Genomic DNA, 14,475 nt, shown 5'->3' with positions numbered 1-14,475 from the left:
TCCGCCGTCAGCCGCAGGCACAAAATGCCGCTCGACCCGGCAAAATATGCCGTGCACTGGGCAAATTTTGCCGATCTGCCGTTTCGGTTTCGCCTCCTTTTCCTTCCCCTTGGCCGCCACGCGGTGGCCAAGGGGAAGGAAAGATGATGTAACGTGGGTCTTTCGGCTTGTGGCGCGCCTGCACGCTCTTGAATAAAGCCCATAGGGCCATTAGCGTTTCGTGCCGCTGTCTGGCGGCGCCCATTCCCCCTGAGCCGGTTGTTTGATTTATGGTTTCCGTCTCCGATCTCATCCAGCGAGCGATCACGATTCATCAAGGTGGAGATCTGGCGGCGGCCCGCCTCCTCTACGAAGAGGCATTGGTCCATGACCCCGATAACATGGATGCCCATCATCTGCTGGGGGTGGTGGCGCGTGCTGAAGGCCGGTACATGGATGCCTTGGTCATCCTGGCCGATGTGCTGGCGCACAACCCGGATTTTGACGCCGCTCGGATGAATTTTCACACCACGCTGGCCCAGGCAGCCTCTCGTTGCCAGGAATTGGCCGAACAGAGGCAGTGGCTGGAGGCATGCAATCTGGCGCGCCTTATCTTGGTGCATAAACCGGATTTTCTACCCTGTCTTTATATTTTGGCCCGTGGTTCTTTCTACCTCGGGCAGGTGGAGGACGCATGCCGTATGGTGGCGAAGGCCGTGTCCACCGCAGCGTCTGTTCTGAACAACCGCGACATGCTCCTAAAGATTATCGAAGAATTCGTCGATCATCTGACGGCTCCGGTGCCGGACAGCGCGGACGAGGAAGCCGCGGCACGAAGCGCAGCCGCCTATACGTTCGTACCGCAGCTTATCACGCAGTCCATGAGTTTTTGCCGGAATTCCGGCGACTGGGGACGGTTGCAACGGCTGTCACAGGCGATGTTGCGTCTGAAGCCCGACGATGGCGAGGCTCATTACAATGTGGCTCTTGTCCATGATATCTTTTCTCAATATGAATCCGCGGGCCGGGCACTTGAGCTTATTCCCGCGGATCATCCGCGTGCTGTCGACGGGCTTGTCCTGGCGGCGGGCGCCAAGTTCGCGGCGGAGGATTTCAGCGGCGCCGAAGGGCTGTTTCTGTCGGCCCTGTCCATCGACCGCACCCGTCAGGATGCCATCGACGGGATCGTCAACTGTGTCCGGCACCGTCATCTGATCCAGAAATTTCCAAATGACCGGAAGATCCGGTTGAGCGGGCGGGTGCGGGTCTTCATCGTCACCTATAATGACGTTTCATCGTTGACCAGCAACATCTCGGCGCTGCTGGACAGCCTGGAAGATCCCGAGATCTACGTTATCAACAATCACAAGGATCCGGTGGACCCGTTCGTTCCCGCCGGTGTCACGGTATACAACAACGTCCTGCGGCATCCCAATTCCACCGGCCATCTGGCACGCAGCTGGAATCAGGCGCTGCTGTTCGGTTTCGGCCGTGCCAGGGAACCCGAATGCGATTGGGTCATCGGGTTGCAGGACGATCTGGTCGTGCGGAAATCGGTCTGGCGCCTGTTTGAGACGGAGCGGGACAATTTCGATTTCATGATGATCGGTCCCGGCGACCAGTTCTGGGCGATCAACATGGCGGGTCTGAACAAGATCGGCTTCTGGGATGAATGCCTGACATCCATCATATTTCAGGAAGCCGACTATTATCATCGCGCCTATCTGGCCCTGGGTGACCGGGCTTATCTCGAAGACCACTGTCATCAGCCATACGGCGACACCCTGATTCGCACCACTAGCCTGGGGCTTCGCCGGCTGTTGCACGGTACGGTGTCGCCGGATAATGCCGCCCGCCTGCTGCGCCGCCCGTCGGGAAAGAATTACCCGCGTCAGTGGGAGTATTTCTCCAAGAAATGGGGCGTGAATATGGACTGCCACAATTTCCGGGTCAGCAAGGAACGGACAGAGCCGGCGCCCGAGACGTTCTGCTTTTATCCGTGGTTCTTTGACTGATACCGGCGGGGCTATCCCGCGCGGTAGCCCCCATCCACCGGCAGCGTCACGCCGGTGATCCACCGGCCCGTTCCGGCCAGCAGAAAAGCCGCCGCCGCCGCCACGTCCTCCGGCGTGCCGTAGCCCAGCGGGTGGGCGGCGTCCAGGGCGGCGCGCTGGACGGGGGGGAGCATGGCGAACTGCCGCTCCGCCTGCCGGCCCAGCACCACCGCCGGGGCGATCACGTTGACCCGGATGCGCCGATCCGCCAGCTCTAGTGCCAGCGACTGGGCCAGCGCCGTCAGCCCGGCCTTGGACGCGGCGTAGAGCGAACGCCCCTTCTGCCCCGCAAGCCCGGCGACCGATCCGATGTAGACGATGGCCCCCCCTCCGGGGGGGGCGACCCCCTTTTGCTGGAAACCGCGGGCCAGCATGGCCGCCGCCCCGGTGTTCAGGCGGAAATAGCGGTCGATGTCGGCGGCGCTCATGGTGCGCAGCACCGTGTACCCCTGGATCGAGGCGGAATGGACCAGCCCGTCGAGCGGCCCGCCGCCGGAGGCCAGCTCCTTCATCCAGCCGGGGATCGCATCCAGTGTGGTGAGGTCGAAGGGGGCCACCCGGTGGCCGTCCGGGTCCGGCAGCAGGGCGCGTGTCTCTTCCAGCGCTTCGGCGCGGCGCCCGACCAGCACCAGCCGTGCCCCTTGCCCGGCCAGGGTCATGGCGATGGTGCGCCCAATGTCGCTGTCGGCGGACGCCCCGGTCACCAGGATGCGCCGGCCCGTCAGGTCGAGAAGGTTGGCCGTCATGACCGTCAGGGCGCCAGGGGGATGGTATCGTCGGGCAGGTCGATCACCGCGGGTGCGGGGATCGGGCCGATGTCGGCGACGATGGCGCCCCACGACCACCCCACCCCGAACCCGGCCATCAGCATCTTGCGTGGGCCCGCTGCCAGCGCCTCCCCCAGCCGGTGGCCGATGGCCAGCGGGATGGAGGCGGAACTGGTGTTGCCGAACGACCCCATGTCGATGACGAAGCGCTCAGGCGGGATCTTGGTCTTCTTGCGCAGGTGTTCCAGCATGAAGCCGTTGGCCTGGTGCATCACGCACAGGTCGATCTGGTCCACCGTCAGCCCGGCGGCGTCCAGAACCTCGCGTACCAGGGCCGGCACGGCGCGCAGGGTGAAGGCGAACACCTCCGCCCCGTTCAGGGACAGGCGGCTGTCGGCGAACAGGGCCGCCTCTTCCTCCGCGGTGCGGGGGACCAGACCCGGCACCAGCGGGTTCCGCCGTCCGCCGGCTTTGATCATGATGTGGGGCGCGCCGCTGCCGTCGGTGCCGAACACCGCGTGCATGAGGGGGGCGCCGTCGTCGCGCTCCAGCGCCGCCGCCGCCCCGGCATCGCCGAACAGCGGCAGCGTGGCCCGGTCGCCCGGCATGAGATAGCGGGTGCTGATGTCGCCCGACAGCACCAGCGCCCGGCGGGCCGACGACCCCGCCAGCAGGCGGGAGGCGATCCACGAGCCGTACACGAAGCCCGAACACCCCAGCGACACGTCGAAGCACGCCGCCGAGGTGGGCAGCCCCAGCCGCTTCTGGATCAGGCAGGCGGTGGACGGCAGGTTGTAGTCGGCATCCTGGGAGACGAAGATCAGCACTTCCACGCTGGACGGCTCCCACCCCAGCCGGTCCAGCAGCGCCTGGGCGGCGGCGGTGCACAGGTCGGAGGTGCCGATGTGCGGCGGGGCCACCCGGCGCTCGCGCACGCCGGTGGCGGCGGCCAGCTTCTCCGCCTCTTCCACAGTGAAGGGCTCGGGGGTGTCGAGGTAGGAGTGCCGCCCCTTGGGCACGCAGCCCATGAAGCCCGCGTAGCGCACCCCGTCGATGACCGCCTTGACCATGCCGTTCCCGCTCCCCGCCGGAGGTTTCGCCGGCAAAAGGCCAGCATTTTCCGTGCCGGCCATTATGGCGGCTGGTGGGGGGCGGCGAAAGCGCCACTTGGTTCGGCGGACGGCTTCGGTTACCCAGGGGCATGGCGGATGACGCCACCCCTTTCCGACCGGAGGCCGTTCTCATGACCGATCTTGCCGCCCTGACCCGCGCCTACATTGCTGCGTTCGATGCCCGCGACCCCAGCCGGATCGCCCCGCTGCTGGCCGACGGCTTCGCGCTGGAAGACCCGGTGGTGAAGCGGATCGAGGGCCGGGACGCCGCCCTGAAGGCCATGGCCGGCATCTTCGCCTCGTGCGAAACCCTGTCGTTTTCCGCCCGCCACATCTTCGTGGACGGCGACACCACGCTGATCGAATTCGACCTGCACCTGGACCAGACCCATTTGAAGGGCGTGGATGTGATCCAATGGCGCGGGGACCAGATGGCCGAGTTGCGTGCCTATCTCGATATCCCCAAATAACCCCGCTTACCCGTCCCGGAACGGACCATAGGCCAGCACCGCGAATTCGTTGTCGGCGAAGTCGTGGTGCAGGACGGCGTTCGGCGTCAGGTGCGTCAGGACGAAATCCAGCACGGCCCCGGGATCGGCGTAGAACAGCGCGTCCTGACGCTCGGCGGCGTGGCGGCTGAGCAGGGAAAAGGCCAGCCCCCGCCGGGTCATCCGCGCCAGATGCCGCAGGTTGCCGCGGATATAATCCCACCATTGCCCGTCGTTACGGTCGAAACGCAGGTTATAGGTTCCCGATACGACCGTAACATCGGCGATCCGGTCGGGCAGAGAGGCGACGGCAAAGCTGGCGCGGGGGTCGGCGATCCGCCGCCGGGCGGTCTCCACCATCCGGGCGCTGAGGTCGCAGCCCCAGTAGTGCCCGGACCGCAGGGCCGGGTGGGTGCGCACCATCTCGAACAGCCGGCCATAGCCGCAGCCGATGTCGTGCAGCCGGCTGTTGCCGTCGGGGCAAGTGTCGAGGATACGGGACAGCCGCAGCAGGCTGGCGGTGTGCAGCCCGGAATCGCTGTAGCTGATGCCGGCGGCGGTGGCGCCGTGGGTGCCGATGGTGCCGTCGAAATAGCCGGCGATGCGGTTCAGGGTGGCCGAGACGGGGGCCGCCCCGCCGGGCAGCACGCGGGCGACGTCGGCCTCCCACCCGGCCAGCCGGCGCAGGCCGGCCAGGATGCGGGCATGGTCCGGGTTGGCGGGGTCGAGCGCCCGGGCGCGGGTCTGGGCAAGGGTGGCCGCCCGCCCTTGCCCCTCATAGGCCAGTGCTTCGGCCAGGGTGCCATAGGCGGCGGCAAGGCCGGGGTCGAGTGCTACGGCCCGGCGCGCCGCCCCCGCTGCCTGGGTGGGGCGCCCTGCCGCCCTGGCCGTGCGGGCAAGGTTGACCCAGGCCGGCACCAGATCGGGGCGTACCGCCAGGGCGCGGGCCAGCAGCCGTTTCCCGGCGTCGGGTCTGTCCCCCCGCACCGCCATGCCCAGCAGGTGGAGTGCGTCGGGCTGGTCCGGGGCGACGGCCAGCAGACGGCGGTAGAGCACCGCCGCCGCCGCCGTCTGGCCGGCACGGTGCCGTTCGGCGGCATGGACGAGGACGGTGGCCGGGTCGAAGGGAATCGGGGGACGGGAATCGGGGAGTGGCATGGCTGCCACCTTATCCCCGTTCCGCCCTGCTGGACAGCGCCGCTGTTCCCGGCCATCAATGGCACGGCCGGGGGGCGGTTGCGCCCCCGGTCCCGGACCGTCTGCAGGAAATCCCGTTCATGGACATCGAGCGCCTTGCCATTCCCGACGTTCTGATTGTGAAGCCCCCCCGTTTCGGCGATTCACGGGGCTTCTTTTCGGAGACCTACAACCGGCGGCGGCTGGCCGCGCTGGACCCGGCGCTGGACGTGGATTTCGTGCAGGACAACCAGTCCCTGTCTGCCGAGCGGGGCACGGTGCGGGGGCTGCACTTTCAGACCCCGCCGCACGCCCAGGCCAAGCTGGTGCGGGTGGTGCGCGGGGCGATCCTGGATGTGGCGGTGGACCTGCGCCATGGCTCGCCCACCTATGGCCGGCATGTGACGGCGGAAATCAGCGCCGAGGCCTGGAATCAGATCTTCGTTCCGGTGGGGTTCGCCCACGGCTTCTGCACCCTGGAGCCCAACACCGAGGTGATCTACAAGGTCACCGGTTATTACGCGCCCGAGTGTGACAAGGGGGTGCTGTGGAATGACCCGGCCCTGGGAATCGGCTGGCCGGTGGACGGGGATGCGGCGGTGCTGTCGGACAAGGACCGCCGCCAGCCACCGCTGGCGGAACTTCCGGTCTGGTTCACCGCCGCCTGACCGCCTTGTTCAGCGCGCTGCGCCCGGCGGAGTCAAGCGGATGATGCCCATCTTCATCAGCCAGAGCAGCAGGTGGAGGACGCCGGCGTGGGCATTGGCCGGCACCGTCGCCTGGATATCCCCCACGGAAGACCGCCCGGACCGGTCGAGCTGGGCCAGCATGTGGTCGATCCCTGTGTAATTGTCGCTTACGGGGGCATGGACCCGGGCCAGATCGTCAGCCTTCAGCACGGCGAAGCGCGCCTGCCAGCCCGGCATCAGCGTGACCGCCCATGTGGGGTCCGGGGCGGCGGTGGCGAAGGAGGCGTAGAGGCGGAAGGGATCGGGAGCCACCGGCGCCAGCGTGGACCCCGGTGCCGCGGCCTCGCGGATGGCGCGCAGTTCGGCCCACAGCGCCTCGTACTGCGGGATCACGACGCTCCAGTCGAACAGGCGGCGGGCGCGTTCCACCCCGGCCTGCCCCATGGCCCGGCGGCGGGCAGGGTCGTTGGCCAGCGCGGCGATGGCCGCCGCCGCGGCTTCCAGGTCCACCGCCGTCCGCTGGCTGACCTGACCCAGGAAACGGTAATAGTCCCGGCCGATGTAATGCTGGCTGCTGATGGCCTCGCCGGTTCCGGCGGGGGGCATCAGGACCGGGATGCGGACGCCGGTCACGCCATCGTCCACCGTGTCGCGGTAGCCGTCCCAATCGGACACCAGCGCCGGCAGACCGGCGGCCATGGCTTCCACCGGGGTCAGGCCGAAGGTTTCCTGGAGATTGTCGGACAGGGAGATGAACAGGTCCGCCGCCGACCGCGACGGCCCGAAAAGCTCGGGGTCGGCCCCATCCAGGATGTGCAGGGTGACCGAGGGTGCCAGCTCCGCCGCCTCGCGCCGGTAGAGCGCCTCGTGCGCCGGGTCGGGAAAGCGCCCGGCCAGCATCAGGTGCAGCTTTTTGTCCGTGCGTGCCTGGGCCAGCTCGGCGGCGATGAACATGGGCGCCGGGTGCGCCTTTTCGAAAAAGCTGAGACGGCCCGAGAACAGCAACGCTACATCCTGCTCGCCGATGCCCAGGCGGGTGCGCAGGGTGGCGCGCTTGGCCGGGTCGTGGGCCAAGGGGGCCGTGTCGATGCCCAGGGGAATGACCGGCAGGTGCACCGGTGCCCGGTGGGTGGCACCCACCCGTTCCCCCAAATACTCACGCCACTGCTCGCACAAGTCCGTCACCAGGCTGCGTGCAGCGCGGGAAGTGCAGACCAGCGCGTCCCATGGCTGGGCCGGGCCGACGGTCAGGTACGACATCCATTCGATGACCGCGGTGGGGGAGAGCGTGTGGGTCAGGCCGCAGATGCTGAACGCCCGCTCGGCCCCGCTGATCCGCCGGGTCCACAGCATGTCGGTCAGGTTCGGGTCGAGCCGGAACAGGGTGCCGACGCCGTTCTGGGGCAGCGACTGGGCGTAAGAGGAGAAACGCACCAGCGGGCGCTTGTCCAGCTCATGGCGTTTGAGCAGTTCCAGAAGCTTGCGGGCGTCGTCGGGGGTCGGGGTGACGCAATGGAGGTTGGTGCCGCTGCCGTAGCGCGCCCAGGCGGTCACAATCCCGGTGTTGGCTGCCATCCGTCCGTAAAAGGAGGATTCCACACGATCGGATTCCCCGGCGAAGCAAATGGCGGCGTCCTTCATAGCGACCTTGATGTTTCATGATGGGATGCGGCGGCGACAGTAACGACAACAGGTCCGCAACACCAGACGCCCATTGCCCTCTCCCCTCAGCAGAGCGCTATCCGGTCCAGCGTCACGGGTCCGGTTCCGGCCACATCCGACAAACCATCCATGCTCAAGGTGGTGTGGGCCGGGGCCGCGGCGTCGGCAATGCCGGCGTCCCGCCGGGATGCGGGGGCAACCGGTCCCGCCGGCACCCCCAGCCGGGCCGCCAGAATGCCGGCCAGGGCGTGGTAGGAGAGATCGCGGTCCCCCGACAGGTGCGCCACGCCCGCCCGGCGGGCGCCGGCCAGGGCCAGCAGAGCCCCCGCCGCGTGGTCCAGCCCCACCGGGGCCAGCACCATGTCGTGAAACGCCCGCACCGGCTGTCCGGCGCGCAGGGCCGCCGCCCACCCGGCCAGCAGCGGCAATGCGGGGTCCAGCACCTTGGTCAGCCGCAGCACCGCGGCGTTTCCCGCCGCCAGCAGGGCGGCTTCGGTCTCGGCCTTCAGCCGGCCATAGGGTGTGTGCGGGGTTGGCGCCTCGTCGGTACGGCGGAACGGGCGGGTGCCGTCGAACACCAGATTGGTGGAGGGGAAGACCATGAAGATCCCGGCGTCCCTGCAGGCCGCCGCCACTGCCAGCACCGCATCGTGGTTGATCCGGCGGGCCAGGGCGGGGTCGGCGGCGCAGAGCCGCAGGTCGGTCACCGCGGCGCACAGAACCGCCGCATCCGCATCGGCGGGGGGGCGGAAGCGCCCGGCGTTTCTGGCCAGATCGAGGAATGGCATGCCGGGACCGGCGTCATGGGGATGGCGGGTGGTGGCGGTGACCCGCACCCCGGCATCCCGCGCCGCCGCCGACAGCGCGCGTCCCAGCCGTCCGCTTCCGCCGACGATCAGCAGATGGCGCGGGAGACGAGGAGAGGCTCGTGTCATGAAACATGATCCTTGTCGGGCGGCGCCGGGCGGCGGGGTGTTCCGGCCCCGGCACCTGTGCTAACGTCCGCCGCGCCGTCCGCCCCTGTTATCCCGGAGCCGTTCCGTCCATGTCCAGAGATCCGGTGTCGAGCGACCTGGAAGAGTTGGAGGCCCGCACCCTCTACATCCTGCGCGAAGCCTTTGCCGAGATCCGGCCACTGGCCATGCTGTGGTCCATCGGCAAGGACAGCACCGCGCTGTTGTGGATGGTGCGCAAGGCGTTCTTCGGGCGTGTGCCCTTCCCCATGGTGCAGTTGGACACCGGCATGGAACTGCCGGAGGTCTATGAATTCCGCGATGCCATGGCGCGGGACTGGAACCTGGATTTGCAGGTGGTGGATTGCCCGCCGGAAGAGGTCATGGACCCCACCCTGCCCCCCGGTGGCCGCGCCGCGGCGCGCAAGACCGAGGGGCTGAAGGCGTTGCTGCGCACCCATGGCTACAAGGGCATCTTCCTCGGTATCCGCCGCGACGAACAGAGCATGCGGGCCAAGGAGCGCGTCTTCAGCCCCCGCGGCGAGGATGGGGCGTGGAACTTCAAGGACCAGCCCGCCGAGTTCTGGGACCAGTACAAGACCGAAGTGCCGGAGGGGGCGCACCTGCGCATCCATCCCCTGCTCCATTGGACCGAGCTGGACATCTGGCGCTACACCCGGCAGGAGGGCATCCCCATCGTGCCGCTGTATCTGGCCCGTGACGGCATGCGCTACCGCTCTTTGGGCGAAAAGAACATCACCGTTCCCATCCCCAGCACCGCCGCCACCATCGACGAGATCATCGCCGAGCTGGAAACCAGCCGCACGCCCGAGCGCGCCGGACGCACCATGGATCATGAATCCGAGGATGCGTTCGAACGGCTGCGCCGCAGCGGGTACATGTGAACAGGGGGCCGCCACCCATGCCGACCTCGACATCCGCGCACCGGCAGATCCGCATCGTCATCACCGGTCATGTGGACCACGGAAAATCCACCCTGATCGGGCGGCTGCTGCACGACACCGGCTCGCTGCCCGACGGCAAGCTGGCGGAGCTGGAAGCGGTCAGCGCCCGGCGCGGGGTGCCGCTGGAATGGTCCTTCGTCCTGGACAGCTTCCAGGCGGAACGGGATCAGGCGGTGACCATCGACACCACCCAGATCTGGTTTCGCACTGCCACCCGCGACGTGGTGATCATCGACGCCCCCGGCCACCGTGAGTTCCTGAAGAACATGGTCAGCGGCGCCGCCGCTGCCGATGCCGCCGTGCTGGTGGTGGACGCGGCGGAGGGCCTGCGCGACCAGACCCGGCGGCACGCCTATCTTCTGCATCTGCTGGGGCTGCGGCAGGTGGCGGTGGTCATCAACAAGATGGACGCGGTGGACCATTCCGCCGCCCGTTTCGGTGCCCTGTCGCGGGAGGTGGAACGGTATCTGGCCGGCATCGGCCTGACCGCCGCCGCCATCCTGCCCATCTCCGCCCGCCACGGCGACGGCATCGCCGCCTATTCCGATGCCTTGGGCTGGTTCGGCGGCCCGACGCTGCTGGAGGTGCTGGACCGTTTCGATGCGGCCCGCCCGGCGGTGGACCGCCCCTTGCGTTTTCCGGTCCAGGACGTCTACCGCACCGACGGGCGGCGGATCGTGGTGGGGCGGGTGGAAAGCGGCATCCTGCGCGTGGGCGACCGGCTGCTGTTCTCCCCCTCGGGCCGTAACGCCCGCGTCACGGGGATCGAGGTTTATGGGACGGCCGTCCCACCCATGGAGGCGCGGGCCGGACAGGCGGTGGGCTTCACCCTGGACGAGCCGGTGTATGTGGAGCGCGGTGACCTCGCCAGCCACGAGGACTACCCGCCGCAACTCACCGACGTCTTCCGCATCCGCCTGTTCTGGTTCGCCGCCCGGCCTCTGGCCGTGGGAGACCGCTACACCTTGCGGCTGGCGACCCGCCGGGTGGGGGTGACGGTGCAGACGGTGGAAAAGATCGTCGATACCGACACGCTGGCCACCCGCACCGGCACCGTGGTGGCGCGCAACGCGGTGGCGGAGGTGATCCTGCGCACCGACACCCTGGTGGCGCTGGACGGCCATGCCGACAACCCGGCCACCGGGCGGGCGGTGCTGGTGGACGGCGGCGACATCGTGGGCGGCGGCATTGTCGGCATGGAGGGATATCCCGACCAGCGACGGCTGATGGCGGCCCCGCGCACCGCCAATCTGCACCGGGTGGACCATCTGCTGACACCCGAGGTGCGGGCGCGGCGGCTGGGGCACCGGGGGGCGGTGGTGTGGCTGACCGGCCTATCGGGGGCGGGCAAGTCCACCTTGTCCATGCGGCTGGAGCAGCGGCTGTTCGCGCTCGGCTACCACACTTATGTGCTGGACGGGGACAACGTGCGCCGGGGGCTGAACGCCGACCTGGGCTTTTCCCCCGCCGACCGGGCGGAGAACATCCGCCGCGTGGGCGCTGTGGCGGCGCTGTTCGCCGACGCCGGCATGGTGGCGGTCACCGCCTTCATCTCCCCCTACCGCGCCGACCGGGCCCGCGCCCGCGCGGCGGCGGAAGCGGCGGGCTGTCCGTTCGTGGAGATCTATGTCAAGGCGTCGCTGGACACCTGCGAGCGGCGTGATCCCAAGGGGCTCTACGCCAAGGCGCGGGCCGGCGCCCTGCCCGACTTCACCGGCATATCGTCCCCCTACGAACCGCCGGAATCCCCTGATCTGGTGCTGGACACCGAGGTGGAGGACGCCGACGCCTGTGTTGCCCGTGCCGTGGCGTTTCTGACCACCCGCCTCGGCCTGTCGGTTCCCGATTCCACACCGGATGGGGTATAGGGGGGCGTACCGCACCCGCCCCACCCCCTGTTTTTTTTCCATCGCTGACGAAGACCGCATCCATGGCGCTGCCCGCACCGGATACCTTGCTCGCCCAGGCCGTCGCCCGCCATCAGGCCGGCGATCCCGCTGCTGCCATCCCCCTGTACCGGACGCTGCTGAGCATCATCCCCGAACACCCCGACGGGTTGCACCTGCTGGGGGTGGCCATGGGAGGCAGCGGTGATCTGGACGGTGCCGCCCGGCTGATCGGGCGGGCCGTCGCCGTGGTGCCGGGCATGGCGAACGCCCATTTCAACCTGGGCAACCAGTTGTCGCGGGCCTGGCGGTACGAGGAGGCGGTCGCCGCCTATCGCCGGCTGCTGGCGTTGGAGCCGGGCCACGAGGCCGGGGCCAAGATGCTGCGCGTGGCCTATCACAAGGCGATGGAAACCGTCTGGAGTGAGAGCCCGCTGGGGGATGAGGACGATATCGTCATCTATCAGCACAACCCCGGCCTGGGCGACAATCTGCTCTATTCCACCCTGCCCGAGCTGTTCGCCAAGCGCGGCAAGCGGGTGTGGATCTCGGACCAGAACCGCACCCGCAACCCGGAAATCCACGATCTGGTGTGGGGCATGAATCCCTATGTCAGCGGGGTGTCCACCGGGCCGGGCAAGGCCGGCATGGCGCCGCTGCGCAAGGGCTTCCTTACCCATTCCCACATCCTGAACTGGCTGACGCGGATCGAGGTGCTGCACGGGCTGCCCCCCACCAACGATCTTCCGCGGATTTATTATACGCCCAAGCCTCACCCCACCCTGGCGGGCCGCATCCTGGTGGACCTGAGTTCCAGCACCATCCGCTATCCGGCGGAATCCATGCGCTGGTTCCTGCGCTTCACCTGTGAACGGTTCCATTACGACCCGGCCCAGCTCGTGCAGCTCCGTTTCTCCGCCAAGAACGTGTCGGAGGACAACGGCGGGATGGACGATATTCCCAGCCACACCATCGGCAGCATCTATGAGCTGTGCGACGCGCTGGCGGGGGCCAGGGCGTTCATCACCGTGCATTCCGGGGCGAACAGCCTGGCCGCCGCCATCAAGGGCGAGAAGCCCGAGCCGGCCATCCACTGCGCGGTCGATGCCTCCCACTACAATCAGAAATGCTACATCTGGCGCAACGTGGACTACACCATCGTCGAGTCCACGCCGAAGGAATGATCTTCCGGCAGGACGGGGCGGGTGCTATCGAACGGGCGGTTTGACGGACGGGTTTTGATGATGGGCGACGTGAGCAATCTGGGTGCGGTGATTGACGGCTGGCAGAACTCCACGGTTCTGTGCATCGGGGACGTGATGCTGGACCGTTTCGTGTACGGTTCGGTCACCCGCATTTCCCCCGAGGCCCCCATTCCCGTACTGCGGGTCGGGCGGGAGACGCTGATGCTGGGCGGGGCCGGAAACGTCGCCCGCAACATCGGCGCCATCGGGGCCGCGGTGACCTTCGTGTCGGTGATCGGCGACGATGCGGCGGGCCGGAAGACCGCTGGGCTGCTGGCCGACGAGCCGGGGGTCCAGCCCCATCTGCTGACCGAGCCGGATCGGATCACCACCGAAAAGACCCGCTTCATCGCCGAAAGCCACCAGCTTTTGCGCGCGGACCTGGAAACCACGGCCGCCATCACCCCCGCCACCGAACAGGCGCTGCTGGACGTCTGCGCCGCCCGCATGGCCGAATGCGGCGTGGTGGTGCTGTCCGACTACGGCAAGGGGGTACTGACGCCGGATCTGGTGCGGCGGCTGATCGATCTCGCCCGGCAGGCGGGCAAGCCGGTGATCGTAGACCCCAAGGGGCGCGATTTCTCCCACTACCGCGGGGCGGCCCTGGTCACGCCCAACCGGTCGGAACTGGCGGCAGTGACGGGCATGCCGGTGGACAGCGACGATGCGGCGGTGGCCGCCGCCCGCCACCTGATCGCCGCCAGCGGTATTGAACGAGTGCTGGTGACCCGCAGCGAGGACGGCATGACCCTGGTGGACGGCGACGGTCGGGCCGACCAGATTCCCGCCACCGCGCGGGAGGTGTTCGACGTGTCGGGGGCCGGCGATACGGTGGTGGCGGTTCTGGCCGCCGGTCTGGCCGCCGGGGCGTCCCTGGGCGATGCCGCCCGTCTGGCCAACGCCGCCGCCGGCATCGTGGTGGGCAAGGTTGGCACCGCCGTGGTCCACCCCGAGGAATTGCGCCGCGAGCTGATGGACGAGCAGTCGGGCCATGACCATGCCAAGGTCGTGAGCCTGTCCGAGGCCCAGGCTCTGATCGCCGGGTGGCGGCGGGCGGGGCAGACGGTGGGCTTCACCAACGGCTGTTTCGACCTGCTCCACCCCGGCCACGTGTCGCTGCTGGCCCAGGCACGCGGGGCGTGCGACCGACTGATCGTGGGGCTGAACAGCGACGCCTCCGTCTCCCGCCTTAAGGGGCCGGAGCGGCCGGTTCAGAACGAGGTGGCCCGCGCCACCGTCCTGGCATCGCTGGCGTCGGTCGATCTGGTGGTGTTGTTCACCGAGGATACGCCCCTGGAACTGATCCGCGCCATCCGCCCCGATGTGCTGGTCAAGGGGGCCGACTACACCATCGACACCGTGGTCGGGGCCGATGTGGTGCAGTCGTACGGCGGCCGGGTCATGCTGGCCGGGCTGGTCCCGGAGCAGAGCACCACCCGGCTGGTCCAGCGCATGCGGGTGCCGCCGTCACGGGGATGAGGCGGCACCGGAAGACCCGCC

12 protein-coding genes are annotated in these 14,475 nt (G+C 68.3%); 7 read left to right on the top strand and 5 right to left on the bottom strand.

Annotated features, from left to right (window positions below; all coding sequences use genetic code 11):
- The first annotated feature begins 269 nt into the window (after positions 1–269).
- Positions 270–1,994: a tetratricopeptide repeat protein gene (locus tag M2352_RS25860; RefSeq protein ID WP_264667405.1), complete on the top strand. Its 1,725-nt coding sequence runs from the start codon at positions 270–272 to the stop codon at positions 1,992–1,994.
- A gap of 11 nt (positions 1,995–2,005) precedes the next feature.
- On the opposite strand, the gene M2352_RS25855 is transcribed toward M2352_RS25860, so the two are convergent.
- Entirely contained in the window at positions 2,006–2,779 is a 774-nt protein-coding gene (locus M2352_RS25855; RefSeq protein WP_264667404.1) for an SDR family NAD(P)-dependent oxidoreductase, read from the bottom strand.
- 5 nt (positions 2,780–2,784) lie between these two features.
- Positions 2,785–3,870 (bottom strand): 3-oxoacyl-ACP synthase III family protein, encoded by a 1,086-nt coding sequence (locus M2352_RS25850; RefSeq protein WP_264667403.1) that lies wholly within the window; start codon positions 3,868–3,870, stop codon positions 2,785–2,787.
- 173 nt (positions 3,871–4,043) lie between these two features.
- Here M2352_RS25850 and M2352_RS25845 point away from each other — a divergent pair, with 173 nt between their 5' ends.
- Positions 4,044–4,382, top strand: coding sequence for a nuclear transport factor 2 family protein (locus tag M2352_RS25845; RefSeq protein WP_264667402.1), 339 nt, complete (start codon positions 4,044–4,046; stop codon positions 4,380–4,382).
- Positions 4,383–4,388: 6 nt separating this feature from the next.
- Here the strand turns inward: M2352_RS25845 and M2352_RS25840 are convergent, their stop codons facing one another.
- Positions 4,389–5,558 carry a methyltransferase domain-containing protein gene (locus M2352_RS25840; RefSeq protein WP_264667401.1) on the bottom strand — a complete coding sequence of 390 codons (1,170 nt, stop codon included), beginning with the start codon at positions 5,556–5,558 and terminating at the stop codon, positions 4,389–4,391.
- A gap of 119 nt (positions 5,559–5,677) precedes the next feature.
- On the opposite strand from M2352_RS25840, the gene rfbC reads away from it, so the two are divergent.
- Complete coding sequence (gene rfbC, locus M2352_RS25835; protein ID WP_264667400.1) at positions 5,678–6,244, top strand: dTDP-4-dehydrorhamnose 3,5-epimerase; 567 nt, start codon at positions 5,678–5,680, stop codon at positions 6,242–6,244.
- A 9-nt stretch (positions 6,245–6,253) separates the two neighbouring features.
- Here rfbC and M2352_RS25830 read toward each other — a convergent pair whose 3' ends face one another.
- Together M2352_RS25830 and M2352_RS25825 are read right to left on the bottom strand one after the other, a co-directional pair.
- Positions 6,254–7,840: a glycosyltransferase family 4 protein gene (locus tag M2352_RS25830; protein WP_264667399.1), complete on the bottom strand. Its 1,587-nt coding sequence runs from the start codon at positions 7,838–7,840 to the stop codon at positions 6,254–6,256.
- A 152-nt stretch (positions 7,841–7,992) separates the two neighbouring features.
- A complete protein-coding gene (locus M2352_RS25825; protein ID WP_264667398.1) occupies positions 7,993–8,862 on the bottom strand; it encodes a sugar nucleotide-binding protein in 870 nt (289 codons plus the stop codon).
- Positions 8,863–8,972: 110 nt separating this feature from the next.
- Between M2352_RS25825 and cysD the strand changes: the two genes are divergently transcribed.
- The 4 genes from cysD to rfaE1 all read left to right on the top strand — a co-directional run bounded on the left by cysD (position 8,973) and on the right by rfaE1 (position 14,454).
- Positions 8,973–9,785 (top strand): sulfate adenylyltransferase subunit CysD, encoded by an 813-nt coding sequence (gene cysD, locus M2352_RS25820; protein ID WP_264667397.1) that lies wholly within the window; start codon positions 8,973–8,975, stop codon positions 9,783–9,785.
- Between the two features lie 17 nt (positions 9,786–9,802).
- Positions 9,803–11,713 carry an adenylyl-sulfate kinase gene (gene cysC, locus M2352_RS25815; RefSeq protein WP_264667396.1) on the top strand — a complete coding sequence of 637 codons (1,911 nt, stop codon included), beginning with the start codon at positions 9,803–9,805 and terminating at the stop codon, positions 11,711–11,713.
- A gap of 62 nt (positions 11,714–11,775) precedes the next feature.
- Positions 11,776–12,915: a tetratricopeptide repeat protein gene (locus M2352_RS25810; protein ID WP_264667395.1), complete on the top strand. Its 1,140-nt coding sequence runs from the start codon at positions 11,776–11,778 to the stop codon at positions 12,913–12,915.
- Positions 12,916–12,975: 60 nt separating this feature from the next.
- On the top strand, positions 12,976–14,454 hold the full coding sequence (gene rfaE1, locus M2352_RS25805) for a D-glycero-beta-D-manno-heptose-7-phosphate kinase (protein ID WP_264667521.1): 1,479 nt from the start codon (positions 12,976–12,978) through the stop codon (positions 14,452–14,454).
- The last annotated feature ends 21 nt before the right edge of the window (positions 14,455–14,475 follow it).

Source organism: Azospirillum fermentarium (genome assembly GCF_025961205.1).
GTDB lineage: Bacteria > Pseudomonadota > Alphaproteobacteria > Azospirillales > Azospirillaceae > Azospirillum > Azospirillum fermentarium.
Note: the sequence above shows the minus strand (reverse complement) of the source record. Positions and strands in the feature narration are given on the sequence as shown.